Here is a 25043-nt window from a genome sequence, read left to right as displayed (position 1 = left end):
TCACCACAACCAAGCGGGTTGCGCTTGCGCGCGACGCGCCATGCCTGGCGCACCAAAAAAAAGCCCGATTCCAAGGAATCGGGCTTTTCTTGACTGCCGAAGCGCGATTAACGCTTGGAGTACTGAGGACGCTTACGCGCTTTACGCAGACCCACTTTCTTACGCTCGACTTCACGAGCATCGCGGGTAACGTAGCCAGCGTGGCGCAGGGCCGGACGCAGGGCTTCGTCGTATTCCATCAGAGCGCGGGTGATGCCGTGGCGAATTGCACCGGCTTGACCGCTGACACCACCACCAGCAACGGTGACGTAGATGTCGAACTTCTCAAGGTTCTCAGTCAGTTCCAGCGGCTGGCGAACAACCATGCGAGCGGTTTCGCGGCCGAAGAACGTGTCCAGAGGACGATTGTTGATGGAGATGTTGCCAGTACCTGGACGCAGGAACACGCGAGCGGTTGCGGTCTTGCGACGGCCAGTGCCGTAATTTTGAGTCGCCGACATAATGGACTATCCCGTTAGATCTTCAGTTCTTGAGGCTGCTGTGCAGTGTGTGGGTGAGCAGCACCCGCGTACACTTTCAGCTTGCGGTACATGTCGCGGCCCAGCGGGTTCTTAGGCAGCATGCCTTTGACCGCGGTCTCGATCACGCGCTCGGGGGCCTTGGCGATCAACTTCTCGAAGTTGATTTCCTTGATACCGCCCGGGAAGCCGGAGTGGGAGTAGTACATTTTGTCTGTAGCCTTGGCACCCGTAACACGTACCTGCTCGGCGTTGATGACGACGATGTAGTCGCCGGTGTCAACGTGAGGAGTGTACTCGGCCTTGTGCTTGCCGCGCAGACGACGAGCGATTTCGGTGGACAGACGACCCAGGGTCTGACCAGCGGCGTCGACGACGAACCAGTCGCGCGTTACTGTTTCCGGTTTAGCAGTAAAAGTTTTCATTCTCTAAAAGCCTCAGAGGCCGCCCAGCGAAAATTAAGACGGCGAATCTTACTGGTTAGTGCGCCGCTTGACAAGTCAAGCACGCAGCCGCATACGGACGCTATAGGGGGCTCGGGTCGGCGCGTCCAGATTCGGCAAAGGTTTCTCGTACAACGCGGTGCATCACTTCCGCAGCGCACGAAGGCGCATAATTATCCAGATTTTCCGGAGAATTTCAACCCGCATCGTTCATCTATCCACATCAGGAGACATTGCCACATGGAATACCGCAAGTTGGGTCATACCGACCTCACCGTCAGCGCCCTGTGCCTGGGCACCATGACCTGGGGCGAGCAGAACAGCGAGGCCGAAGCGTTCGAGCAGATCGCCATGGCCCGTGAGCACGGGGTCAACTTCATCGACACCGCAGAGATGTACCCGGTCCCGCCTCGCCCCGAGACCTACGCTGCCACCGAACGGATCATCGGCAACTGGTTCCGCCAGCATGGCGATCGCGATGCCTGGACCCTCGCGAGCAAGGTCGCCGGGCCGGGCAACGGCATCAGCCACATCCGCGACGGGCAGCTCAAGCTCAACCGCCAGCACATCGTGGCGGCGCTCGACGCCAGCCTGCAGCGTCTGCAGACCACTCACATCGACCTCTACCAGTTGCATTGGCCGGAACGCAGCACCAACTTCTTCGGCAAGCTGGGCTACCAGCACCAGTCCAACGACCTCTTCACCCCCCTCGAGGAAACGCTGGAGGTTCTGGACGAGCAGGTCCGCGCGGGCAAGATCCGCCACATCGGCCTGTCCAATGAAACGCCGTGGGGCACCATGAAGTTCCTGCAACTGGCCGAAAGCCGGGGCTGGCCGCGTGCCGTGTCGATCCAGAACCCCTACAACCTGCTCAACCGCAGCTTCGAAGTGGGCCTGGCAGAGGTGGCGATCCGCGAACAATGCGGGCTGCTGGCCTACTCGCCGCTGGCCTTCGGCATGCTGTCGGGCAAGTACGAACAGGGCGCGCGCCCCGAAGGCGCCCGCCTGACGCTGTTCAGCCGCTTCGCGCGCTATTCCAACCCGCAGACCGTCAATGCCTGCAGCCGCTACGTTCAGCTGGCGCGCGAGCACGGCCTCGATCCTGTGCACATGGCACTGGCGTTCGTCACCCAACAGCCGTTCGTGACCAGCAACATCATCGGCGCCACCACCACCGATCAGCTCAGGAGCAACCTGGACAGCAGCGAGATCCGCCTCAGCGACGAACTGCTGGCGGCTATCGAAGCCATCCATCAGGACCAGCCCAACCCGGCACCCTGATTTCCCAGGCGGGCGCTTCGGCGCCCTTCCCTGCCGGCTCGTGCTAGACACGCCCGCAAAAAGATAAGACGATCCAGCCAGTGATTGACCACTTTCCCCTATAAGAATAACGACGATGACGCTCACTCTCTCCAGCGCGACCTTGCAGCGCGTCAGCATCCTGGCTACCGACCATGTGTTCGCCTCGACGCTGATGCAGGCCAAGGATTTCTTTCATCTGGCCAGCCTGCGCTACAGCAAGCAGCTCGGCCTGAACCAGCAGCCGATGTTCGACATCTGCCTGGTCAGCCCCGACGGCGAGCCCGTGGACAGTTTCAGCAAGGTCCGGATTCCGGTCGACGGCGGCCTGAACGATGCCGACGTCATCATCCTCCCGGCGTTTTCCGGCGATTTCGACACACTCCTGGCCCGCGCACCGCAGGTCTTGCCCTGGTTACGCGCACAGCATGCGCGAGGGGCGGTGCTGTGTGGCGAGGCCAGCGGGGTGTTCTGGCTGGCCGAGGCCGGGCTGCTCGATGGCAAGGAAGCGACCACCTACTGGCGATTCTTCAACAGCTTCGCCGAACGCTTCCCGCGCGTGCGCCTGAATCAGGACAAGCACCTGACCGACGCCGACAACCTGTACTGCGCCGGCGGCACCACCTCGGCCTGCGACCTGTACATCTACCTGATCGAGCGGTTCTGCGGTGCCAATGTGGCCCAGGCCGTGGCGCGCGACATCCTCTATGAAGTACAACGCAACTACACGCCGGGGCGAATGGGCTTTGGCGGACAGAAACTGCACCAGGACCTGATCATCCTGCAGATCCAGCACTGGCTCGAAGACCACTTTGCCGACAAGTTCCGCTTCGAGGACGTGGCCCGCAACCACGGCATGAGCATTCGCAACTTCATGCGCAGATTCCAGGGTGCGACCGGCGACAAACCGCTGCATTACCTGCAGCGCCTGCGCATCGAAACCGCCAAGGGCCTGCTGTCGAGCACCCGCAAGAGCATCAAGACCATCAGCTATGAAGTGGGCTACGACGACGCGAGCTTCTTTGCGCGATTGTTCCGTCAGCACACCGAGCTGTCACCCAATCAGTACCGTCAGCAGTTCATGCAGGACAGCGAGCGCCTGGCCTCGGCAGGCTCCTCTTGAATGTGCAGCGCTCATGAAAAAACCGGACGGGCGTCCGGTTTTTCAGTGGGCGATGAATACCACTGCCAGGATCAGGGCTTGTGCGCGCGCGCCAGGAACTCGTGGGACTGCATCTCGAGCAGACGGCTCAGGGTACGCTGGAACTCGAAGCTCAGCCGGCCACCGGTGTACAGGTCCTTGAGCTCGACCTCGGCAGAGATGATCAACTTGACGTTACGGTCGTAGAACTCGTCGACCATGTTGATGAAGCGCCGAGCGATGTCATCGGTCGTGACGCTCATCTGCTCGACGTTGCTCAGCAGCACGGCGTGGAAGATCTTGCCCAACTCGATGTAGTCGTTCTGGCTGCGAGGCCCGTCGCACAATGCACGGAAGTCGAACCAGGCGACATCGTCACAGGTGCGCAACGCGTGGATTTCACGGTTCTCGATCATCAGCACATCGTTTTCAACCGCCTGCGTGCAATCGGGCGTCAACGCCTTGAAGCTCTGGCGCAGGCTTTCCTGGGCGGCTTCGTTGAGCGGGTAATGGAACAGCTCGGCCTGCTCGAGGTGGCGCAGGCGGTAGTCGACACCGCTGTCGACGTTCACCACGTCGGTGTGCTGCTTGATCATGGCGATGGCGGGCAGGAACCGTGCGCGCTGCAGGCCGTCCTTGTAGAGGCCGTCAGGCACGATGTTCGAGGTCGCCACCAGGGTGACGCCATTCTTGAACAGCTCCTCCATCAAGGTGCCCAGGATCATGGCATCGGTGATATCGGAGACGAAGAACTCATCGAAGCAGATGACGCGCGCTTCGTCCGAGAAACGCTTGGCGATGACCGTCAGCGGGTTTTTCTCACCCTTGAGGGTCTTCATTTCTTCGTGCACGCGCTTCATGAAGCGGTGGAAGTGGGTGCGCATCTTCTCTGGGAACGGCAGCGCTTCGAAGAAGGTGTCGACCAGGTAGGTCTTGCCGCGACCGACGCCACCCCAGAAATACAGACCCTTGACCGGTGTCTGCTCCTTGCGGCCGAACAGCTTGCCGAACAGGCCCGGCTTGTTGTTCTGCGCTGCGATCAAGTCGTCATACAGCCGCTGCAGGTGACGCACCGCCGTTTCCTGCGCCGCGTCATGGAAGAAGTCAGGGCGTTTGAGATCTGCTTGGTATCGTTCTAGAGGCGTCATAATTCGTTAGCAAGGCAACAAAACCGGGCCGTCACTGTAGCGACGGCCCCGGGTAATGGCAATGAGACTTGCGTCAATGTGTCTCAGCCTTCACTGGGCTGCAACGCGGCATGCAGGCGCAAAACGGCTGCATCGCGGGCAGCGGTGTCAGCGAAGGACGGCCCTTCGGCAACCTGCTCACCGTCCAGCCACAGGCTGAAACTCGAGCCCTCGACGCGCACGTCGACGTCTCCACCCTGCTGCAGCTGCTTGCTCACAGCACCGGCGCTCTTACCGTCGGCAAAAGACCGCGACAGGAGCAACTGCTCGCCGTCAGCGGCCAGCAGGCGGAAACGGAAGGTGCCATCGTCTTCGCGGAAGCTGATGAAACGCGCGCTCTTGACCGACTTCTTGCCGGTTTCGACAGGCGTCGCGACGATGCTGCGGAACGAGCGCAGGCCCACGGCTTCACGCAATTGCTCGAGGAACGGGGTAGCGGTTTTGCGCGCCTTGGCGGCGCCGGCCAGCAGGATGTCTTCAAGGTCGGCAGGACGGGCCAGCAGTTGATGGTAGCGCTCACGCGGCGCCGCCAACTGGTCGTCGAGCAGCTGGAACAGGCGCTGCTTGGCCTCGCCCCAGCCCAGCCCTTGCAGCAGATCGTCGCGCATGGCCTGGGACTGCGCTGGCGTGGAAAACGCCTGGTACAAGGTGAACAGGTGGGCGTTGTCCGGGTCCTTGGCCTCGCCAGGTGCACGCGAGTCGGTGACGATGCGCGAAATGGCGTCTTTCATGTCCTTGGCGCTGGAGAACAGCGGGATGGTGTTGTCGTAGCTCTTGGACATCTTGCGCCCGTCCAGGCCCGGCAACGTCGCCACGCTTTCCTCGATCACCGCCTCCGGCAGGGTGAAGAACTCCGTGCCCTTGCCGAACAGGTGATTGAAGCGCTGGCCAATGTCGCGCGCCATCTCCACGTGCTGCACCTGATCACGGCCTACCGGCACGCGATGGGCATTGAACATGAGGATGTCGGCGGCCATCAGCACCGGGTAGCTGAACAGGCCCATGCTGACGCCGGCGTCCGGGTCTTCGCCGTTCTCGACGTTCTTGTCGACCGACGCCTTGTAGGCATGTGCACGGTTGAGCAGGCCCTTGGCCGCGACACAGGTCAGCAGCCAGGTCAGTTCGGGGATTTCCGGAATGTCGGACTGGCGGTAGAAGGTGACCTTGTCCGGATCGAGACCGCCGGCAAGCCAGGTGGCCGCGATTTCCAGGCGCGAGCGCTGGATACGCTGCGGGTCATCGCACTTGATCAGGGCGTGGTAGTCGGCCAGAAAGTAGAACGAATCGACGCCCGGTTGCTGGCTGGCACGAATGGCCGGGCCGATGGCGCCGGCAAAGTTGCCCAGGTGCGGGGTGCCGGTGGTGGTGATGCCGGTAAGGATGCGCGTAGTCATGTTGTTCGCTTGGTCAGGCTTGGCTCAGTTCGAGAGGCGCGGCAACAGCAGATCCTTCAGATCGGTCAGCTTGCCATGGAAGAAGTGTCCGCATTCTGCCACTTTCAGCAAGGCGTGGGGACGCGGCAGTGCGTCAGACCAATCGTAAACCAACTGGGGTTGCACGACTTCGTCGGCATCCGGCTGGATCACGGTGATCGGGCAGCGCTCTGGCAGCGGGAACTGCTCGGTCAGGCGCATCACCGCCGGGGCGATCATGAACAGTTGCGCCACCTCGATTCCCGCCTGCTCCAGACGCCCCGCCAGGCTGGTGGCCACGAAACCACCGAAGGAGAACCCCATCAGCACCAGCGGCAGCTGCGGGTGCTGCTCGCGCAGCCAGTGCGCCGCAGCCTGGGCATCGTCGACCTCGCCCGCGCCCATGTCATGGCTGCCGGCACTCTGGCCGACGCCCCGGTAGTTGAAGCGCAGGGTGCTGTAGCCGGCGTCGCGGGCGGTGCGTTGCAGGGTCGAGACCACCTTGTTGAGCATGGTGCCGCCCTGCACCGGATTCGGGTGGCAGATCAGCACCACGCCGCGCGCGTCGGCGACGTCCAGGTGCAAGGCTTCGAGGGGGCCGACGGGACCGTCGATGACGCAAGGGGTTTCGCGGACAAGCAAGGGACTACTCCGTGACCTGGGGAGGGGTCGATTCGTCTAGCGGATTGAATTCTGTTCTGAGATAGTTGCGATCGCTCGCGGTATACAGCGCAGGCCTGAGCCGTTAACGTAAAGCAAAGCCGTTTATAGAGGAAGGACTCGTGGAACTCTCGCTCCTTGTTTGGTTGTTGCCGACCCTGGCATTGGTGGTTGGCGTCGTCGCCGGCTTTGTTGCTGCACGTTTGCTGCCTAACGCAGCCCCCAGCAGTTCCCAGCGTCAACTGGATGATCTCCAGCAGCGCTTCGACAGTTATCAGAATGAAGTGGTCACTCACTTCAACAGCACCGCAACGCTGGTCACCCGTCTCACTCAGAGCTACCAGGACGTCCAGAACCATCTGGCCGAAGGCGCCGATCGCCTGGCACTCGATGACCTCACCCGTCAGCGTCTGCTGGCTGCACTGCATTCCGAGGCACCGCACCATCATCGCGACCGCCTGACACCACCGCGCGACAGCGCCGAAGTGCCACGCGACTACGCACCGAAAGCGCCGAACTCGCCGGGTATGCTGGATGAAAGCTACGGTCTGAAACACTGACCCACTGCTGTGAACGAGGCCGCGCAAGCGGCCTTTTTCATGCCCGGCGCCTGACCAGGGTCAGGTGCAGGCTGCCAGCGCCTGCTCGAGATCGGCGATCAGGTCCTCGATATCCTCCAACCCTACCGACAGCCGTACCAGACCTTCCGAGATGCCATGCGCGGCGCGCTCCTCGGGCGTGTAGCTGGAGTGAGTCATGCTTGCAGGGTGCTGCGCCAGCGACTCGGCATCACCCAGGCTGACCGCGCGGGTGAACAGCTGCAAGGCGTTCATGAAACGTTGCCCGACGGCCAGCCCTCCCTTCAACTCGAACGCCAGCATGCCACCGGGCAAGCGCATTTGCCGCTGGGCCAGCGCGAACTGACCGAAGCCGGGCAGCCCCGGATAATGGATCACGTCCACCTGCGGCTGAGCCTGCAAGAACTGCGCAACCGCCTGGGCGTTGCTGCAATGGCGATCCATGCGCAGCGTCAGCGTCTTGAGCCCGCGCATCAGCAAAGCGGCTTCCTGCGCGCCGAGCACGGCGCCGGTCATGTCCTTGAGCCCTTGCAGGCGAATCCTGTCGATCAATGTCTTGCGGCCGACCACCAGCCCTGCGCTGAGGTCGCCATGCCCACTGAGGTACTTGGTCGCCGAATGCACCACCAGATCGGCACCCAACTCCAGCGGGCGTTGCAGGTAGGGCGTGCAGTAGGTGTTGTCGACCACCACCCGCACATCATGCCCCCGGGCAATCCGTACCACGGCCTGGATATCGATCAACTGCATGGTGGGGTTGGCCGGGGTTTCGAAGTAGATCATGCGCGTGCGCGGGCTGATGGCCGCTTGCACGGCCGTGGCGTCGCTCAGGTCGACGTGGCGCACCGTGACGCCGAACTCACCGATGCCATGGTGCAGGAAAGCGAAGGTGCAGCCGTACAACGTCTGACCGACGATCACTTCATCGCCAGGGCGCAACAGGGTCCACAGCGTGGCGGTGATTGCCCCCATGCCCGAGGCCAGTGCGAGGCCGGCCTCGCCGCCTTCGAGCGACGCGATGCGCGCTTCGAGCAAGGCCAGGGTCGGATTGGACACCCGACTATAGAAGTACCCGTCAGCCTGCCCGGCAAAACAGGCCGCGCCGTGCTCGACGGTGGGGAATGCGAAGGTCGTGGTCTGGTAGACAGGGGGCACCAGCGCGCCCTGATGGGATTGAGGGTCGTAGCCCAGATGAATGGCTCGCGTGTTGAAACCATGGCGTTGGTCGGCGTCATGCATGGCATCGTGCCTCCGGTGGTTTGCTCAAAGCTTAGGCCACTGCACCGGTACTGCCTTGCCAACACTGGTATCGCGCTGGCAACGCCGCCAAGGCCGCGCTGCCATGCAAACGTGTATTAATGCGACTTGGTTTTTTCCAGCACTTCGATGCGTGCGTTGAGCTCTCGGACCGATTCGATCAGTGGCGCAACGAGCTTTTCATAGTCGACCGTCATCACCCCCTGGTTCTTGTGCACCAGCTGTGGAAAGACGTCATTGACGTTCTGCGCGACCAGGCCTACATCTTCACGACCCGAATCATTCCATTTGAATTCGACCCCTCGCAGTTGCAAGACTTTCTGTGTCGCCTGGCCCAGCGGCTGTACCGAGTGTTTCAACGACTCGTCGCTGAACGGACAGCACTTCTGGCCCACGTCTGCGGTTGCGATGGCGGGTACGGTCAGGGCAGCCAGCGAGACTGCGAACAATGCCTTGTTGATACCGAACTTCATGTTCTGCTCCACTCTTGTTGTATGTACAAAACGTACAGCGACAATTGTAAGAATCGAGCCGTTCGGCACTGTCCGTATTTCCCGAAGCGGGTTGAGGAAAAGGGTAATAGCAGGTAAGTATTTTCTGATAACTCGGGAGGACTCCACGCGCAGCCAATCTGCTACGCCAGCCCAGTCGTCCCAACGCCTGATCGACCGGACAAAAAGACTTGTCACGCCCCCAGCCCGCGGGTTTAACCGGCGCATTTCATTCGCCTGCAACCCTGCTCGAGCGCTGGATGCCACGCCAGCATTTGCGTGGTTTCAAGCGGTCGCCGGCTGTTTTCACGTCAAGTGACGGATGGGCAATGGCGTCCTACATAAGAGATTCATCTTACGTAGTTAAGTAAATACTCCTACTCGTTGCGCTTATATCTCGCCTAGCGAAGCGCTCAAGCCGGCGATACGATTCTCGGCCAGAACAGGGGACTTCCAATGAAATTCATTCTTTTGGCCTGCACGCTGCTGCTCTCTTCCTGCTCCATCGGCGGCTTGTTATTGCCTTTGCCGTCCAATGACCAACAGTTTCAGTGCGACATGGACCCCAACCGAACCCGTTGTGGCAGCTTGCAGGAGTTGCACGGTTTGGACAGAAGAAACTGAAGCTGAAATACCTCAGCGCCAACTGCTTTAATTGACGGCCCTGAATCACGTCCACGCGAAAACAGACAACCCCGCCGAAGCGGGGTTGTCTGTTCATGCAACGTCAGCGCTTAGATCGCGCCACGTCGACGCAACAGATCCAACACCTGCTTGACGCCGTCCTCGACGCTCGCCGATTGGGTATCGATCACCAGATCGGCATTCAGCGGCACATCGTACGGGAAGCTCTCGCCCGGAATGTTGTCGCCTTCGGCAGCGTACAGCCCCTGCGGGTCTCGTGCGCGGCAAGCCAGTGGCGAAGCCTGCACGTAGACGGTCACCAGGCGCTCGGCCCCGATCAGGGCCTTGGCCTGCTCGCGGCCTTCGGCATCGGGCGCGACGAAGGCCGCCAGGGTCAGCAGGCCGGCTTCGTTGAACTGGCGCGCCACATGCGCGGCGCGGCGCCAGTTCTCGGTACGTCCGGCGCGGTCCTGCGGCAGGCCCTTGTTGAGGTCGTGGCGCAGGTTCTGACCGTCGAGCACGTAGACCGCCCGGCCCATGTCGAACAACTTGCGCTCGACCGCGTAGGCCAAGGTGCTCTTGCCCGCACCCGACAGGCCGCTGAACAGCACAGTGGCAGGCTGCTGGCCGAAGCGCAGCGCGCGCTCTTCGGTGGCCACGTGAGCGGTCTTGCCATGCTGGCCTGTGCCACCGTGCGGCAGCACAGGCGGCGCGATGATCATGCCCGCGCCCACGGTGCCGTTGGTGAGCCGGTCGATGACGATGAAGGCACCGGTGGTGCGGTTGCTGTCATAGCCATCCAGCGCGACCGACGAGTCCAGGCTGACCTTCACCTGACCGATTTCGTTGAGCTGCAAGGCGCTGGCTGCGCCCTTTTCAAGGGTGTTCACATCGACCTTGTGGGCGATGCTGGCAATCGAGCCCGGCACGTAGCTGGTGGCGCGCTTGATGTCGTATTTCTTGCCCGGCAGCATCGGCTCTTCGGCCATCCACACCAGCATGGCGTCGAACTGATCGGTGACCGGCGGCACGTTGTCGGCATGCACCAGCAGGTCGCCGCGGGAGATGTCGATCTCGTCTTCCATGGTCAGGGTGATCGCCTGGCCAGGGCCGGCGTTCTCCAGCTCACCCTCGTAGGTGACGATGGACTTGACCCGGCTGCTCTTGCCCGAGGGCAGCACCACCACTTCGTCACCCTTGTGCACGATGCCGCTGGCGATGGTGCCGGCGAAGCCACGGAAGTTCAGGTTCGGACGGTTGACGTACTGCACCGGGAAGCGCAGGTCGGTGAAGTTGCGGTCGGCCGCCACTTCCACGGTTTCGAGGATTTCCATCAGCGCAGGGCCGGTGTACCACGGCGAACGCTCGCTGCGGTTGACCACGTTGTCGCCCTTGAGCGCCGACATCGGCACGAAATGCAGGCTCGACGGCTGCAGGTCGATGCGCTCGGCAAAGTCGAGGTAGTCGGCCTTGATCGACTCGAAGACGGCTTCATCGAAGCCCTTGAGGTCCATCTTGTTGACCGCGACCACGATGTGCTTGATGCCCAGCAGGGAAGCGATGTAGCTGTGGCGACGGGTCTGGGTCTGCACGCCATAACGGGCGTCGACCAGAATGATCGCCAGGTCGCACGTCGAGGCCCCGGTGGCCATGTTGCGGGTGTACTGCTCGTGGCCCGGGGTGTCGGCGATGATGAACTTGCGCTTGGCGGTGGAGAAGTAGCGGTAGGCGACATCGATGGTGATGCCCTGCTCGCGCTCGGCCTGCAGGCCGTCGACCAGCAACGCCAGGTCGATCTCTTCACCGGTGGTACCGGATTTCTTCGAGTCGCGGGTGATGGCCTCGAGGTGGTCCTCGTAGATCATCTTGGAATCGTGCAGCAGGCGCCCGATCAGGGTGCTCTTGCCATCGTCGACGTTGCCGCAGGTGAGGAACCGCAGCAGTTCTTTGCGCTCGTGCTGAGCCAGATAAGCGAGGATGTCTTCGCTGATCAAATCGGATTGGTGCGACATGGAATGACCCTGAAAATTAGAAGTAGCCCTGACGTTTCTTGTCTTCCATGGAGCCCGCGCCGTCGTGGTCGATGACCCGGCCCTGGCGCTCGGAAGTCCGCGTCAGCAACATTTCCTGGATGATGTCGGTCAGCGATTCGGCCTCTGACTCGACCGCGCCCGTCAGCGGGTAGCAGCCCAGGGTGCGGAAACGCACCTTCTTCTTGACGATGCGTGCCTTCTCTTCCTCGGACAGGTGCTCGAGGATGCGCTCGTCGTCGATCATGATCAGCGTGCCGTTCTTCTCGATCACGTCACGTTCGGCGGCGAAGTACAGCGGCACGATCGGGATGCCTTCGAGGTAGATGTACTGCCAGATGTCCAGCTCGGTCCAGTTCGACAGGGGGAAGACACGGATCGACTCGCCCTTGTTGACCTTGCCGTTGTAGACGTTCCACAGCTCCGGGCGCTGGTTCTTCGGGTCCCAGCGGTGCTTGCTGTCGCGGAACGAGTAGACGCGCTCCTTGGCGCGGGACTTCTCTTCATCGCGGCGCGCACCGCCGAAGGCGGCGTCGAAACCATGCTTGTCCAGCGCCTGCTTGAGGCCCTGGGTCTTCATGATGTCGGTGTGCTTGGCACTGCCGTGGGTGAACGGGTTGATGCCCTGCGCGACCCCTTCGGGGTTGACGTGGGTGATCAGCTCCAGGCCCATTTCCTCGACCATCTTGTCGCGGAAACGGTACATCTCCTGGAATTTCCACTGGGTGTCGACGTGCATCACCGGAAACGGCAGCTTGCCTGGGAAGAAGGCCTTGCGCGCCAGGTGCAGCATCACGGCGGAATCCTTGCCGATCGAGTACAGCATGACCGGGTTGTCGAACTCGGCGGCCACCTCGCGGATGATGTGGATGCTTTCCGCCTCCAGCTGTTTCAAGTGCGTCAGTTTGTCGACCATGGCTACTCACGAAAAACGATCTTATGGACGGCCTGCGGGCCGTGTTCGAGCGAGGCACTCTATCACAGCGACCGCTTCTATTTAGGCGCCGGGCTAGATCGAAAAGGTCTAACCATATGACTGCCGGTTTGGCCTGCAACGCCCGTAGACCGTAGCGCCTGGCGGTTCAGATCGGGTTGGGGCAATCGATGAACAGGTGCTCCACGGCGAAACGCCGAGCCAGGTAATCGCCCAGCGCCTGCACGCCGTAGCGCTCGGTGGCGTGGTGGCCGGCGGCGATGAAGCTGATGCCGTTCTCGCGGGCGCTGTGGAAGGTCTGTTCAGACGCCTCACCGCTGATGAACAGGTCCACGCCGGCAGCGATGGCCTGGTCGATGTAGCCCTGGCCGCCGCCGGTGCACCAGCCTACCCGGCGGATCATCTGCTCGCCGTCGATCAACAACGGCTCGCGGCCCAGCGCTTCCTGCACGCGGCGGGCAAAGTCGCGGGGCGACACGGGTTCGGCCAGCGAGCCCAGCAGGCCGACCACGCGCTTGTCATCCGGGTCCAGCGGCCCCTCCACGGCAATGCCCAGCTGGTGAGCGAGCTGGACGTTGTTGCCGACCTCAGGGTGCACGTCCAGCGGCAGGTGGAACGCCAGCAGGCTGATGTCGTGCTTGAACAGCGTCTTCAGGCGACGCTGTTTCATGCCGGTGATGCACGGATTTTCGCCTTTCCAGAAATAGCCATGGTGCACCAGCACCAGATCAGCGTCGGCGGCGACCGCTGCGTCCAGCAATGCCTGGCTGGCCGTGACACCGCTGACGATGCGCCTGACCTGCGGGCGCCCCTCGACCTGCAAGCCGTTAGGGCAGTAGTCCTGAAAATTCTTACAGGCCAAGTAGCGTTCGGCTTCAGCAACTAACGTATCGAGAGCGACAGCCATGGAAAAATCTCCTTGAAATCTGCATTGGTGACGGACGCACTGCCCGTATAATGCCGGCCATTATGAGCCGCTGAGCGCCCCGGGAACACCGTGGCCGTTCAGGGCTCGCCGCCGCGTGAAGTGGATGGGCGCCCGAGCCCGGACCCACCCGCACGGCGGCCTCTGCCCTCCTCCCAGGATTCGTTCGATGCTCAAGGCTTTGCGTTACGTTGGCTGGCCCCTTCTCACCGGGATCTTGATCGCACTGCTGGTCATCCAGCGCTTTCCGCAATGGGTGGGCCTGCCCAGCCAGGACGTCAACCTGCAGCAGGCGCCGCAGACCACGCAGATGGTGCAGGGCCCGGTGTCCTACGCCGATGCCGTCACCACCGCAGCGCCGGCGGTGGTCAACCTGTACACCACCAAGGTGGTCAACAAGAACGCGGCCCACCCCCTGTTCGAAGACCCGCAGTTCCGCCGCTTTTTCGGCGACAACCTGCCCAAGCAGCGGCGCTGGGAATCGAGCCTGGGCTCGGCGGTGATCATGAGCCGCGAGGGCTACCTGCTGACCAACAACCACGTCACCAGCGGTGCCGACCAGATCGTGGTGGCGCTCAAGGATGGCCGCGAGACCCTGGCCCGGGTCATCGGCAGCGACCCGGAGACCGATCTTGCCGTGCTCAAGATCGACCTCAAGGACCTCCCCGCCATCACCATCGGCCGTTCCGACACCCTGCGCATCGGCGATGTGTCGCTGGCCATCGGCAACCCGTTCGGCGTCGGCCAGACGGTGACCATGGGCATCATCAGCGCCACGGGGCGCAACCAGCTGGGGCTGAACAACTACGAAGACTTCATCCAGACCGATGCGGCCATCAACCCGGGCAACTCCGGCGGTGCACTGGTCGATGCCAATGGCAACCTGACCGGCATCAACACAGCGATCTTCTCCAAGTCGGGCGGCTCGCAGGGCATCGGCTTCGCCATCCCGGTGAAACTTGCGCTGGAGGTGATGAAGTCGATCATCGAGCATGGCCAGGTGATTCGCGGCTGGCTGGGCATCGAAGTGCAGCCCCTGAGCCAGGAGCTGGCCGAGTCGTTCGGCCTCAAGGGCCGTCCGGGTATCGTCATCGCGGGCATCTTCCGCGAGGGTCCCGCCGCGCGGGCTGGCTTGCAGGTGGGTGATGTGATCCTCAACATCAATGGCGAGCCGGCAGGTGACGGGCGCAAGTCGATGAACCAGGTGGCGCGGATCAAGCCGAACAACAAGGTGGCGATCGAGGTGATGCGCAACGGCAAGCAGCTCAAGCTGATCGCCGAGGTCGGTCTGCGCCCACCGCCAGCGCCGGTGGTCAAGAAAGAAGAGAAGTAGGCTCCAAGCCCTCCCCTGCACCCTAATGTTGTTCACTTAAGCTGAATCGATATCAATTGGGGCTGCTCTGCAGCCCATCGCGGCTAAAGCCGCTCCCACGGAAGCGTAATCGGGACATGGCCCTGTGGGAGCGGCCGGTCCGGCGCTCCGGTTAGCCGCGATGGGCCGCAAGGCGGCCCCAATCGCTTGAATGAACAGCGTCGCACCCCTGCACCTATCGCTGACAAAACGTGTAGGGTTACAGCCTGCTTTTGTTCAACAGACCTATTGGCCGGCGCTTTCTTGCACTTGAGCCCGAAAACGCCCACTGCCTGGAGCACACATGACCGAACCGCTGATGCTTGAACCGCAGAAAACCGCCGACGCCTGCGTCATCTGGCTGCATGGCCTGGGCGCCGACCGTTACGACTTCCTGCCCGTGGCCGAGGCCTTGCAGGAAGGCCTGCTCAGCACCCGCTTCATCATGCCCCAGGCGCCCACACGTGCCGTGACCATCAACGGCGGCTACGCCATGCCGAGCTGGTACGACATCAAGGCCATGAGCCCGGCGCGGGCGATCAATGAAGCTGAACTCGACGAATCCGCCGAGCAGGTCATCGCCCTGATCGACGCCGAGCGCAGCAAGGGCATCGACCTGTCGCGCATCGTCCTGGCCGGTTTCTCCCAAGGCGGTGCGGTGGTGCTGCATACCGCCTACGTGAAATGGCAGGAGGCCCTGGGCGGGGTGTTGGCGCTGTCGACCTACGCGCCCACGTTCAGCGACGAGCACCAGCTCAGCGCCTGCCAGCAACGCACCCCCGCACTGTGCCTGCACGGGGTGCACGACCCGGTGGTGATCCCGTCCATGGGCCGCACCGCCTTCGAGCACCTCAAGCGCTGGGGCGTCGAGGCAAGCTGGGAAGAGTATCCGATGGAACATCAAGTGCTGCCCGAGGAAATCCAGGACATCTACACCTGGTTGGCAGCGCGTCTGCGCTAGGCATTGACGGCCCCCTTGCACAACGGCGCTGATCCGGCGCCGGCTGAGCTCGCGCCAGCGCTCGCCCGACCGGGGGTTTGTAGTTCTCCCCGCCCTGTACTACGCCGCGCACGGAACTTGCTTTACACTGCCCGGCGTACATTCCTTAACCAGTTGATGAGACGATCGTGCTCAAGGCACTCAAAAAACTATTTGGCAAGGAAGAGGCCGCCGCTCAGGCCGTCGCGCCCGCTGCCCCCGTGATGCAAACGCCGCCGGCCGCCCCTGAGCCGGTATCCCCGCCCTCTTCCCCGACGCCTCCTGCAGCTCAGCCGGCGCCAGTCGAACCTGCTGCTGTGCAGGCAGTCGTCACGCAGGACGCGCCCGCCGCCGGCAAGGCCAAGCCACGCCGCGAACGCAAGCCCAAGCCGCAGGCCTCACTGTGGAAGCTGGAAGACTTCGTCGTCGCACCGGAAGAAGGCAAGACGCGCTTCCATGACTTCAAGCTGTCCGACACCCTGATGCATGCCATTCACGACCTGGGCTTCCCGTACTGCACGCCGATCCAGGCGCAGGTGCTGGGGTATACGCTACGTGGCCAGGACGCCATCGGCCGCGCGCAAACCGGTACTGGCAAGACGGCGGCGTTCCTGATCTCGATCATCGCCCAGTTGCAGCAGACGCCACCGCCCAAGGAACGCTTCATGGGTGAACCGCGCGCGCTGATCATCGCCCCGACTCGTGAACTGGTGGTGCAGATCGCCAAGGATGCCGCAGCGCTGACCAAATACAGCGGCCTGAACGTGATGACCTTCGTCGGCGGCATGGATTTCGACAAGCAGCTCAAGGCCCTCGAAGCTCGCCACTGCGACATCCTCGTGGCCACACCAGGCCGCCTGATGGACTTCCACCAGCGCGGCGAGGTGCACCTGGACATGGTCGAAGTGATGGTGCTGGACGAGGCCGATCGCATGCTCGACATGGGCTTCATCCCGCAGGTTCGCCAGATCATCCGTCAGACCCCGCCCAAGTCCGAACGCCAGACGCTGCTGTTCTCCGCGACCTTTACCGAGGATGTGATGAACCTGGCCAAGCAGTGGACCACCGACCCGGCCATCGTCGAGATCGAGCCGGAAAACGTGGCCAGCGACACGGTCGAGCAGCATGTCTACGCCGTGGCCGGTAGCGACAAGTACACGCTGCTGTACAACCTGGTCACGCAGAGCGGCTGGCCGCGCGTGATGGTTTTTGCCAACCGCAAGGATGAAGTGCGGCGCATCGAGGAACGCCTGGTGCGCGATGGCATCAACGCGGCGCAGCTGTCGGGCGACGTACCGCAGCACAAGCGTATCCGCACGCTGGAAAACTTCCGCGAAGGCCGCGTGACGGTACTGGTGGCCACCGATGTGGCCGGGCGTGGCATTCATATCGACGGCATCAGCCACGTGATCAACTTCACCCTGCCCGAAGACCCGGACGACTATGTTCACCGCATCGGCCGCACCGGCCGCGCCGGGGCCAGTGGCGTGTCGATCAGCTTTGCCGGGGAAGATGACTCGTACCAGTTGCCGGCCATCGAGGCACTGCTGGGGCGCAAGATCAAGTGCGAAATGCCGCCGGAGGCGTTGCTCAAACCGGTGGTGCGCAAGGCGCCGTAGAGAGACGACAGGGCCTGCAATCAGCATCTGCGTTGTGCGCTGAGCAGGCCCTCTGACAACGTCCAGCACGTTTACCAGCGTCGCGCAGCATCCTGGTCGCTCTGCTTGCCCTCGACCCACCGCGGTCCCTCTGCGGTCGTTTCCTTCTTCCAGAACGGCGCGCGGGTTTTCAGGTAATCCATGATGAAATCACAGCCCTCGAACGCGGCCTGGCGGTGGGCACTGGCGACGCCGACGAACACGATCGGCTCGCCGGGTTCGAGCGCTCCGATGCGGTGCAGTACCTCGACCTTGAGCAATGGCCAGCGTTCCTGGGCCTCGACCACGATTTTCTCCAGCGCCTTTTCGGTCATGCCGGGGTAGTGTTCAAGGAACATGCCCGCGACCTCCCGCCCGTCGTTGAAGTCGCGTACATAACCCACGAAGCTCACCACCGCGCCCACCCCGACATTGGCCGCGTGCAGGGCATTGACTTCCAGGCCCGGATCGAAGGCCGCCTGCTGCACCCGTACAGCCATGCTCAACCTCCCGTGACCGGCGGGAAGAACGCCACTTCATCACCCTCGGCAAGGGGCTCGCCCAGGCGGCACAGCTCCTGGTTGCGCGCGCACATCAGGTTCTGTTCGGCGAGCACCGCATAGCCCTCACCCCGGGCTAGCAAGGCCTGACGCAGGTCATCCAGAACGGCAAAATCGCCTTCCAGCGCTTCCCCCTCAAGACCCAGGTGCTCACGGTAGCGAGCGAAGTACACCACCTGCACCTTCATGACGCCTCCACCTGGCAATAACCGCTCTTCCCGTCATCCTTGTGCAGCACGCGCACCTGCTCGATCACCCTGCTGATGCCTACCGACCGCCTGTTCATGAGGCATCCGCCTGGAAATCGCCGCTCTTGCCACCGCGCTTTTCCAGCAAGCGCACCTGTTCGATGACCATGCCTTTGTCCACGGCCTTGCACATGTCATAGATCGTCAAGGCGGCCACGCTGGCGGCGGTCAGCGCTTCCATCTCGACGCCGGTCTGCCCGGCCAGCTTGCAGCGGGCCTGGATGAGCACGGCGTCCTCACCGTCGGCGCTCAGCTCGACCTTGACACTGGTGAGCATCAACGGATGGCACAACGGGATCAGATCGCTGGTTTTCTTGGCTGCCTGAATGCCGGCAATGCGCGCCACGGCGAACACGTCGCCCTTGGGATGCTGGCCATCGACGATCATGCGCAGGGTTTGCGGCAACATGCGCACACGGGATTGCGCCACGGCTTCACGCGCGGTCACGGCTTTCTCGGTGACGTCGACCATGTTGGCCCGCCCCTGGGAATCAAGGTGTGTCAGCACTGCTCTGCTCCTGTGAAGGGAACCGGCAGTGTAACGCCAAGGGCCGTGTAGAACAGGGGAAAAATCGGGCGGCAAGCCGCCCGATGTTTGTGGCTACAGGTGTGACTCGGCGTATTCGGCCAGGACCGAACGTGGCACCCCTTGCAGGGTGATGTGCACGCCGTGGGGGAAGTCCTTGAAGCGCTCAGTGAGGTAGGTCAGGCCCGAGCTCGGCGCGGACAGATAGGGCGTATCGATCTGCGCCAGGTTGCCCAGGCAGACCACTTTGGAACCCGTGCCGGCACGGGTGATGATGGTCTTGATCTGGTGCGGGGTGAGGTTCTGGCACTCGTCGATGAGGATCAGGCTCTGCTGGAAGCTGCGGCCACGAATGTAGTTGAGGGATTTGAACTGCAGCGGTACGCGTTCGAGGATGTATTCGACGCTGCCATGGGTGCTTTCGTCGTCCATGTGCAGGGCTTCGAGGTTGTCGGTGATGGCGCCCAGCCAGGGTTCCATCTTCTCGGCCTCGGTGCCCGGCAGGAAGCCGATTTCCTGGTCCAGGCCCTGCACGCTGCGGGTCGCGATGATGCGCCGGTAACGCTTGCTGACCATGGTCTGTTCGATGGCGGCGGCCAGGGCCAGGATGGTTTTGCCCGAGCCCGCGGCACCCGTGAGGTTGACCAGATGAATGTCCGGATCGAGCAACGCCAGCAGTGCCAGGCTCTGGTGGATGTCACGCGGTTTCAGGCCCCAGGCTTCCTGGTGCAGCAGCGGTTCCTGGTGCAGGTCGAGCAACAGCAGTTCGCCATCGCGGGTGCCCTTGATCCAGCCCACGAAGCCCTGTTCATCGATGATGAATTCATTGATGTGCACCGCTGGCAAGGGTTCTGCCAGCTGCACCCGGTGCCAGGTCCGGCCGCGCTCCTGACGGGTGTCGACCTTGCTGACGCGGTCCCAGAACGAGCCTGGGACCGAGTGATAGCCCTTCGACAGCAGTGACACATCATCGACCAGTTGATCGGTGCTGTAGTCTTCGGCGGCGATGCCGCAGGCGCGCGCCTTCAGGCGCATGTTGATGTCTTTGGTGACCAGCACGACGTCCAGGTCTGCGCGTTTGGCGCGCAGTTCCAGCAGCTGGTTGATGATGATGTTGTCGTTGAGGTGCTCGGGCAGCAGGCGGTTGGGCTCGTTGCGCGGGCTCATCAGGATCGACAGGAAACCTTTGGGGCCACTCTTGCCGCGCTGGATCGGAACGCCCTGCTCGACTGCGCTGGGCGACGCATCGCCCAGGGTCTGGTCAATCAGGCGGATGGCCTGGCGACAGTCTGCGGCGACGGACTGTTTGCCGGTCTTGAGCTTGTCGAGTTCCTCCAGCACCGTCATCGGCAAAGCGACGTGGTGCTCCTCGAAATTGAGTAAGGCATTGGGATCGTGAATCAGGACATTGGTATCGAGGACATACAGGATTGGCTTGCTGGAGGAAGGGGTGCGTCCTTGGTCATCCATACTCGTTCACCTTATATCGAAGCCACGTAGCGCGTGCCGCTGCGCTGCAAGTTGACGGCCGTTCTCCCCGTATCCGCGTCGTTACGGGCGGGGGGCACATCCTGGCAAGGGGGTCTGGATGACGCCACCTGTGCTGCAGGAATCGGCTGTCTGCCTCTTTCATACCGCAAAACATATGACGGAAAAAAGTAATTTTACGCGCATGTGAAGTTTATTTTTCCGATCGACTGAGCGGGCTTGCGCGCTGCCAACAGACGGCTAGAGTGAAAGGGCAAGTGCTGACGGCTCAACCCTCCGCTCAACGCCCTCGCGCGCCATAACCTTGGCAGTCCTCCCAACCCAAGCCGCTCTGCGCCGTGTGCTCCAGCAGCCATTGCACGGCCGGCTGCGCCTTGGGCAAGGTGTCGTGAAACTGCAGCACCCCCTTGCGCCACAACAGCATCAGGGTCAGCACCCGCTGCGCCGAAGCCTCGCTGTCGAGCGGGCCGTCATCCTGGGCGTCGATGTCCCACAACGACACCTGCAGCCCCTGGCTGAGCATGAAGCCTTCGCCGTCGCTGCGCCGTTGCCCATAGGGCGGTCGGAACAGCGGCACGTAGTGCGCTGGCAGGTCCGCCTGCACGCGGGCCTGGCTGCGCCGCAACGAATCCTGCCAGCCCTGCCACTGGGCGTGGGAGCGATACTCCCAGCCTTGAATGCCCACACACTGCCGGGCGTACAGCGTGCTCAGCGCCGCAACCGAGGTGGCCGCCCGGCGCTGCTGCAAGCGGTTGCCCAGCACGAAGAACGTGCCTTGCACCTGCTGGCGCCGCAGATAGTCGGTCAGGTCATCGGTGCTGCCGCCCGCCGGGCCCGGACCACCGACGAAGGTCAGCAGGAAGACCCGATCGTTCAGCTCATCGCCTGCCCGCTCGGCCGCAGACAGCCGCTCGACTTCACTGGAGGTCTGGCCCAGCAAGGCCGCCTTGCGCAGCTGCTCGTCGAGGTAACGTTGGTGAAAGCGATAACTGGGTTCGACCCAGCCGCTGTAGAACTCGCCGACATCGCTGGCGAAATCGGCAGCCTGGGCGCGCAGCTCGTCCAGGCTTTCCAGCGGGTAGCAGAACGAGGCGTCCTGCTCGCAACTCAGGTGCGCCTGCTGGTAGTTTTCCCACAGCCGCAGCCACAGCCGTGCGCGTACGGCGCGGACTTTCTGCAGGTTGATCTGCCGCAGCCCCAGGCGCGCTGCCAGGGCCGGTTCGTCCAGTTGCTCGCTGGCCTGCAGGGCGCGGGCAAAGGACAGGATCTCGGCGCGCGAGGCGACATCGAACAGCACCGGGCTGTCGAGCGACTCGGGCCACAACGTGCGATCCAGGCTGGCATAAGGCGAGGCAGGCGCGGCATGCACGGCCAGGCTCAACAGGCCGGCCAGCAGGCCCAGGGCAATGCGCACGATCGGTCACTCCGCAAAAAGCATGGCCCGCACTATAGCGCCTGGCCCGGCCAGGGTCTGCGTTTGTCGCTCCGCTGATCTGGACTAAAAGCGCAAGGCCCGTAGAATCGTTCGATTGACTTCAGGAGCCCAACCGATGCTGACGGTGATTTCCCCCGCCAAAACCCTCGACTACGACACCCCGCCGGTGACCGAGCGTTTCACCCTGCCGCAGCACCTCGAACATTCCGAGTTGCTCATCGCGCAGCTACGTGAGCTGAGCCCTGCGCAGATCAGCGAGCTGATGCACCTGTCCGACAAGCTGGCCGGCCTCAACGCTGCCCGCTTTGGTAGCTGGAGCGCCGAGTTCAGCCCGGCCAACGCCAAACAGGCGTTGCTTGCGTTCAAGGGTGACGTGTACACGGGTCTGGATGCGCAAAGCCTAAGCGAGGACGACTTCAGCTACGCCCAGGACCACCTGCGCATGCTCTCGGGCCTGTACGGCCTGCTGCGCCCCCTTGACCTGATGCAACCCTATCGCCTGGAAATGGGCACCAAGCTGGCCAACCCGCGCGGCAAGGACCTCTACGCGTTCTGGGACACGCGCATCAGCCAGTGGCTCAACCAGGCCCTGGCCGAACAGGGCGACGACCTGCTGCTGAACCTGGCCAGCAATGAATACTTCAGCGCGGTCAAGCGCAGCACGCTGCAAGCGCGGGTGATCAACGTCGATTTCAAGGACTGGAAGAACGGCCAGCACAAGATCATCAGTTTCTATGCCAAGAAGGCTCGCGGCTTGATGAGCCGCTTCGTGATCCAGCAGCGCATCAGCGAGCCCCAGCACCTGCGCCAGTTCGACGAGCAGGGCTACTACTACAGCGCCGAGCAGTCCAGGCCGGACCATCTGGTGTTTCTGCGCGATGAACCGCCGGCCTGAGGCACAGCTGCAGGCTGCGAGACGCCACCCTCGCTGACCACGCCCCGGCGCTTTTGAGCGCGGGCGCAAATGCGGCTAGGATGGGCAACACTTCCCACCCCAGGCCCGCACTCCATGCTCATCGGCGCGCTGCTCCTTCTCACCTGGCTGGTTCTGCTGTTGCGCTACCCGCAAAAGGCGTTCCCGCTGTCTTTGGCGGCGGTCGCTGGGCTCGGCCTGGTGGCGTTGTGGGTGGTCTGGCAGGACAACCGTGAAGCCTCGCAACTGGCGCGGCTCGACCTGCGTCTGAGCTATGCCCCCGAACAGTGTCCGGCCGATCGTCCGTTGCAGGTGCAACTGACCAACGCCAACGCAGTCCCCCTGACCGAACTGCGCTGGCGGGTCGCTGCCCACGCGCCGGGCGATACCGTCAACCTCGCCGAGAGCACGTACAGCGCGCCGCGCTATCGCGGCCCTGGCGAGCTGCAGCCCGGCGCCCAGTGGCGCGACTGCCTGCCGCTGCCGCCGCTGCGCTCAGGCTACCGCGCGCAAACCCTGGCGTTTCGCGCCGAGCACCTGCAGGGCAGCTTTGCCAACTGAGCCGCATTCGGACGCAGCGTCGGCGTTGAATACAGCAGCGGTATTACGTTCACTCAGTGCATCTGAACTCTTTACTCTGCCTGGCCCAGGACCTGGAAAAGCGCCGCTTCAAAATGCTGCATCTGCGCGGCGTCGCCCACGCTGACGCGGATCCAGGTCGGCCAGCTCGACCACACCCTCCCCACCTTGACCTGCGCCTCAGCCAGCGCCTTGACCACAGCGTCTGCGGGCTGACGCACGTCCACCATGAAACAGTTGGCCTGGGACGCCGTACAGCGCCAACCGGCCGCCGTCAGACGGTTCACCGTGGCATCGCGCAGGCGCTGGTTGTCCTGTTTGCGCTGCGCCACCAGGCCTGTGCATTGCAGGCTGGCCAAGGCGCCGCGCAGGCTCGGTTCGGCGGCGACGTTGTAGCCGTCGAACGCCTCCAGTGCTTCGAGCAAGGCCGGTTGGCCGATGGCCAGGCCTACGCGCGCACCGGCCATGCCGTACAGCTTCGAGAACGTGCGCAGCACCAGCAGGTTGGCGTGTGCCTTGACCAGAGGGATGCAGCTGGGGGCGTCGCTGAAGTGGATGTAGGCCTCATCGACAACCACCACCGTGTCGCTCGGCGCCTTGGCAATCAGACGCTCGAGCGCAGCAGCCGGCGTCACCGTGCCGGTGGGATTGTTGGGGTTGCAGACATAGATCATGCCCGGTGCCGGCCTGACCGCAAGCATGGCATCCACGTCATGCGCATGCCGCGCATCCAGGGCCACCGCATGCACCGTGGTATCGCGTGTCTGGGCGGTATCGACCGGGGCTTCGTAGGAGGGTTCGGGCACCACCAGGCTGCGGGCACCGGTGAAGGCATGCACGGCGTATTGCAGCGCGAGCTTCGAGCCGCAGAACACCTGCACGTTGTCCTCGGGTACAGCGTGCTGGCGCGCGAAGGTGTCGATCAACGCGTACTGCAACGGATACGGGTAGCGGCCGCAGCCGGCGATCCCCTCGTGCATGGCTGCGCGGGCGCTGGCACTGGGCCCCCAGGGGCTTTCGTTGAAATTCAGGCGCACAGGCAGTTGGGCTGCGCCCGGGGCGTCGGTGTCCGGCGCAGACGCTGCCCAACTGACCTGGCCAAGCAGCGGCAGCGCAGCGGTCAACCCGACCAGGCGACGACGAGAAAGGCCTTCCATGGTGCGTTACCTCCTTGGCTTCGATGTCTGGAGAACGCCTCGACCGCCATGATCTTTAGGGTGGCCAGCGGCCATACCGCTGTTGGGAGCACGCCGTGTTTGCAGTGTGGCCGATGCGCCAGCCAATCACCTGGCGATTACGCCAGACTCCCCAAGAGATGGCGCACCGCGCAATCAGGATGGCCCGCCAAGGGGGTAGTGCGGACACGGCGACCTGTGGTGCCGGACCGCTCAGGCGCAGGCGCCGCATCGCAGTCGCAGCATTCCCCGTCGCGCTCTGCCACACTGGCCGCCCTCCCTGCCCCACGGTTTGCCACCATGCCCACTGTTCTGATCACCGGTTGTTCCAGCGGCATTGGCCGCGCCCTGGCCGAGGCCTTTCGTGACGGCGGGTTCGAGGTCTGGGCAACGGCGCGCAAGGCCGGCGATGTCGAGCGCCTGGCCAGCGCAGGGTTCACCGCCCGGGCGCTGGACGTGAACGACGCCCAGGCCTTGGCCACGCTGGCCGATGAGCTGCAGGCGCGCGGCGCAAGCCTCGATGTGCTGGTCAACAATGCCGGCTTCGGCGCAATGGGGCCGTTACTCGATGGCGGCGCCAGCGTCCTGCGCGCCCAGTTCGAAACCAACGTGTTCGCCATGGTGGCGGTGACCCGCGCGCTGTTCCCGCTGCT

At 63.2% G+C, this 25043-nt stretch carries 25 protein-coding genes; 9 read left to right on the top strand and 16 right to left on the bottom strand.

Annotation, left to right across the window (positions count from 1 at the left end):
• Window positions 1–107: 107 nt before the first annotated feature.
• Both rpsI and rplM read right to left on the bottom strand, forming a co-directional pair.
• Window positions 108–500: a 30S ribosomal protein S9 gene (gene rpsI, locus RT028_RS13370; RefSeq protein WP_312935518.1), complete on the bottom strand. Its 393-nt coding sequence runs from the start codon at window positions 498–500 to the stop codon at window positions 108–110.
• A gap of 14 nt (window positions 501–514) precedes the next feature.
• Window positions 515–943 (bottom strand): 50S ribosomal protein L13, encoded by a 429-nt coding sequence (rplM, locus tag RT028_RS13365; protein WP_312935517.1) that lies wholly within the window; start codon window positions 941–943, stop codon window positions 515–517.
• Window positions 944–1201: 258 nt separating this feature from the next.
• On the opposite strand from rplM, the gene RT028_RS13360 reads away from it, so the two are divergent.
• Both RT028_RS13360 and RT028_RS13355 read left to right on the top strand, forming a co-directional pair.
• On the top strand, window positions 1202–2242 hold the full coding sequence (locus RT028_RS13360) for an NADP(H)-dependent aldo-keto reductase (RefSeq protein ID WP_312935515.1): 1041 nt from the start codon (window positions 1202–1204) through the stop codon (window positions 2240–2242).
• 217 nt (window positions 2243–2459) lie between these two features.
• Complete coding sequence (locus tag RT028_RS13355; protein ID WP_312935520.1) at window positions 2460–3383, top strand: GlxA family transcriptional regulator; 924 nt, start codon at window positions 2460–2462, stop codon at window positions 3381–3383.
• A 71-nt stretch (window positions 3384–3454) separates the two neighbouring features.
• Here RT028_RS13355 and zapE read toward each other — a convergent pair whose 3' ends face one another.
• The 3 genes from zapE to RT028_RS13340 form a co-directional block, all read right to left on the bottom strand.
• Window positions 3455–4549, bottom strand: coding sequence for a cell division protein ZapE (gene zapE, locus RT028_RS13350; RefSeq protein WP_312935513.1), 1095 nt, complete (start codon window positions 4547–4549; stop codon window positions 3455–3457).
• An 83-nt stretch (window positions 4550–4632) separates the two neighbouring features.
• Window positions 4633–5982 carry a tryptophan--tRNA ligase gene (locus tag RT028_RS13345; protein WP_312935512.1) on the bottom strand — a complete coding sequence of 450 codons (1350 nt, stop codon included), beginning with the start codon at window positions 5980–5982 and terminating at the stop codon, window positions 4633–4635.
• Between the two features lie 24 nt (window positions 5983–6006).
• Window positions 6007–6642 carry an alpha/beta hydrolase gene (locus RT028_RS13340; RefSeq protein ID WP_312935511.1) on the bottom strand — a complete coding sequence of 212 codons (636 nt, stop codon included), beginning with the start codon at window positions 6640–6642 and terminating at the stop codon, window positions 6007–6009.
• Between the two features lie 140 nt (window positions 6643–6782).
• Here RT028_RS13340 and RT028_RS13335 point away from each other — a divergent pair, with 140 nt between their 5' ends.
• The gene (locus RT028_RS13335; protein WP_312935509.1) at window positions 6783–7220 is read left to right on the top strand and encodes a ZapG family protein; all 438 of its coding nucleotides are present in this window, start codon (window positions 6783–6785) and stop codon (window positions 7218–7220) included.
• Between the two features lie 60 nt (window positions 7221–7280).
• On the opposite strand, the gene RT028_RS13330 is transcribed toward RT028_RS13335, so the two are convergent.
• From RT028_RS13330 to RT028_RS13310, 5 genes are all read right to left on the bottom strand, one after another.
• Entirely contained in the window at window positions 7281–8477 is a 1197-nt protein-coding gene (locus RT028_RS13330) for a methionine gamma-lyase (protein WP_312935507.1), read from the bottom strand.
• Between the two features lie 116 nt (window positions 8478–8593).
• A complete protein-coding gene (locus RT028_RS13325; protein WP_312935506.1) occupies window positions 8594–8968 on the bottom strand; it encodes a tail fiber domain-containing protein in 375 nt (124 codons plus the stop codon).
• 752 nt (window positions 8969–9720) lie between these two features.
• A complete protein-coding gene (gene cysN, locus RT028_RS13320) occupies window positions 9721–11622 on the bottom strand; it encodes a sulfate adenylyltransferase subunit CysN (RefSeq protein ID WP_312935505.1) in 1902 nt (633 codons plus the stop codon).
• Between the two features lie 16 nt (window positions 11623–11638).
• Window positions 11639–12556: a sulfate adenylyltransferase subunit CysD gene (gene cysD / locus RT028_RS13315; protein ID WP_312935503.1), complete on the bottom strand. Its 918-nt coding sequence runs from the start codon at window positions 12554–12556 to the stop codon at window positions 11639–11641.
• Window positions 12557–12722: 166 nt separating this feature from the next.
• Complete coding sequence (locus tag RT028_RS13310) at window positions 12723–13481, bottom strand: Nif3-like dinuclear metal center hexameric protein (RefSeq protein ID WP_312935502.1); 759 nt, start codon at window positions 13479–13481, stop codon at window positions 12723–12725.
• A gap of 187 nt (window positions 13482–13668) precedes the next feature.
• Here RT028_RS13310 and algW point away from each other — a divergent pair, with 187 nt between their 5' ends.
• The 3 genes from algW to rhlB all read left to right on the top strand — a co-directional run bounded on the left by algW (window position 13669) and on the right by rhlB (window position 17448).
• Window positions 13669–14832 (top strand): Do family serine endopeptidase AlgW, encoded by a 1164-nt coding sequence (algW, locus tag RT028_RS13305; RefSeq protein ID WP_312935501.1) that lies wholly within the window; start codon window positions 13669–13671, stop codon window positions 14830–14832.
• Between the two features lie 322 nt (window positions 14833–15154).
• Window positions 15155–15811, top strand: coding sequence for an alpha/beta fold hydrolase (locus tag RT028_RS13300; protein ID WP_312935499.1), 657 nt, complete (start codon window positions 15155–15157; stop codon window positions 15809–15811).
• A gap of 167 nt (window positions 15812–15978) precedes the next feature.
• Window positions 15979–17448 carry an ATP-dependent RNA helicase RhlB gene (rhlB, locus tag RT028_RS13295; protein WP_312935497.1) on the top strand — a complete coding sequence of 490 codons (1470 nt, stop codon included), beginning with the start codon at window positions 15979–15981 and terminating at the stop codon, window positions 17446–17448.
• Between the two features lie 71 nt (window positions 17449–17519).
• Here rhlB and moaE read toward each other — a convergent pair whose 3' ends face one another.
• From moaE to RT028_RS13270, 5 genes are all read right to left on the bottom strand, one after another.
• The gene (gene moaE / locus RT028_RS13290) at window positions 17520–17966 is read right to left on the bottom strand and encodes a molybdopterin synthase catalytic subunit MoaE (protein ID WP_312935496.1); all 447 of its coding nucleotides are present in this window, start codon (window positions 17964–17966) and stop codon (window positions 17520–17522) included.
• 2 nt (window positions 17967–17968) lie between these two features.
• Entirely contained in the window at window positions 17969–18214 is a 246-nt protein-coding gene (locus tag RT028_RS13285) for a MoaD/ThiS family protein (RefSeq protein ID WP_312935495.1), read from the bottom strand.
• Between the two features lie 94 nt (window positions 18215–18308).
• Entirely contained in the window at window positions 18309–18782 is a 474-nt protein-coding gene (moaC, locus tag RT028_RS13280; RefSeq protein ID WP_312935493.1) for a cyclic pyranopterin monophosphate synthase MoaC, read from the bottom strand.
• A 93-nt stretch (window positions 18783–18875) separates the two neighbouring features.
• Complete coding sequence (locus tag RT028_RS13275) at window positions 18876–20270, bottom strand: PhoH family protein (protein ID WP_312935492.1); 1395 nt, start codon at window positions 20268–20270, stop codon at window positions 18876–18878.
• Between the two features lie 298 nt (window positions 20271–20568).
• Complete coding sequence (locus RT028_RS13270; protein ID WP_312935490.1) at window positions 20569–21702, bottom strand: polysaccharide deacetylase family protein; 1134 nt, start codon at window positions 21700–21702, stop codon at window positions 20569–20571.
• A gap of 136 nt (window positions 21703–21838) precedes the next feature.
• Here RT028_RS13270 and yaaA point away from each other — a divergent pair, with 136 nt between their 5' ends.
• Both yaaA and RT028_RS13260 read left to right on the top strand, forming a co-directional pair.
• Entirely contained in the window at window positions 21839–22618 is a 780-nt protein-coding gene (yaaA, locus tag RT028_RS13265) for a peroxide stress protein YaaA (RefSeq protein ID WP_312935488.1), read from the top strand.
• 114 nt (window positions 22619–22732) lie between these two features.
• Window positions 22733–23197: a multidrug transporter gene (locus RT028_RS13260; protein WP_312935485.1), complete on the top strand. Its 465-nt coding sequence runs from the start codon at window positions 22733–22735 to the stop codon at window positions 23195–23197.
• A 71-nt stretch (window positions 23198–23268) separates the two neighbouring features.
• Here the strand turns inward: RT028_RS13260 and RT028_RS13255 are convergent, their stop codons facing one another.
• The gene (locus tag RT028_RS13255) at window positions 23269–24372 is read right to left on the bottom strand and encodes an aminotransferase class I/II-fold pyridoxal phosphate-dependent enzyme (RefSeq protein WP_312935483.1); all 1104 of its coding nucleotides are present in this window, start codon (window positions 24370–24372) and stop codon (window positions 23269–23271) included.
• A 318-nt stretch (window positions 24373–24690) separates the two neighbouring features.
• Between RT028_RS13255 and RT028_RS13250 the strand changes: the two genes are divergently transcribed.
• A partial coding sequence (locus RT028_RS13250) for an SDR family NAD(P)-dependent oxidoreductase (RefSeq protein ID WP_312935481.1) occupies window positions 24691–25043 on the top strand: 353 nt, incomplete at its 3' end.

Source organism: Pseudomonas sp. (genome assembly GCF_032058845.1).
Taxonomy (GTDB): Bacteria; Pseudomonadota; Gammaproteobacteria; order Pseudomonadales; family Pseudomonadaceae; genus Aquipseudomonas.
Note: the sequence above shows the minus strand (reverse complement) of the source record. Positions and strands in the feature narration are given on the sequence as shown.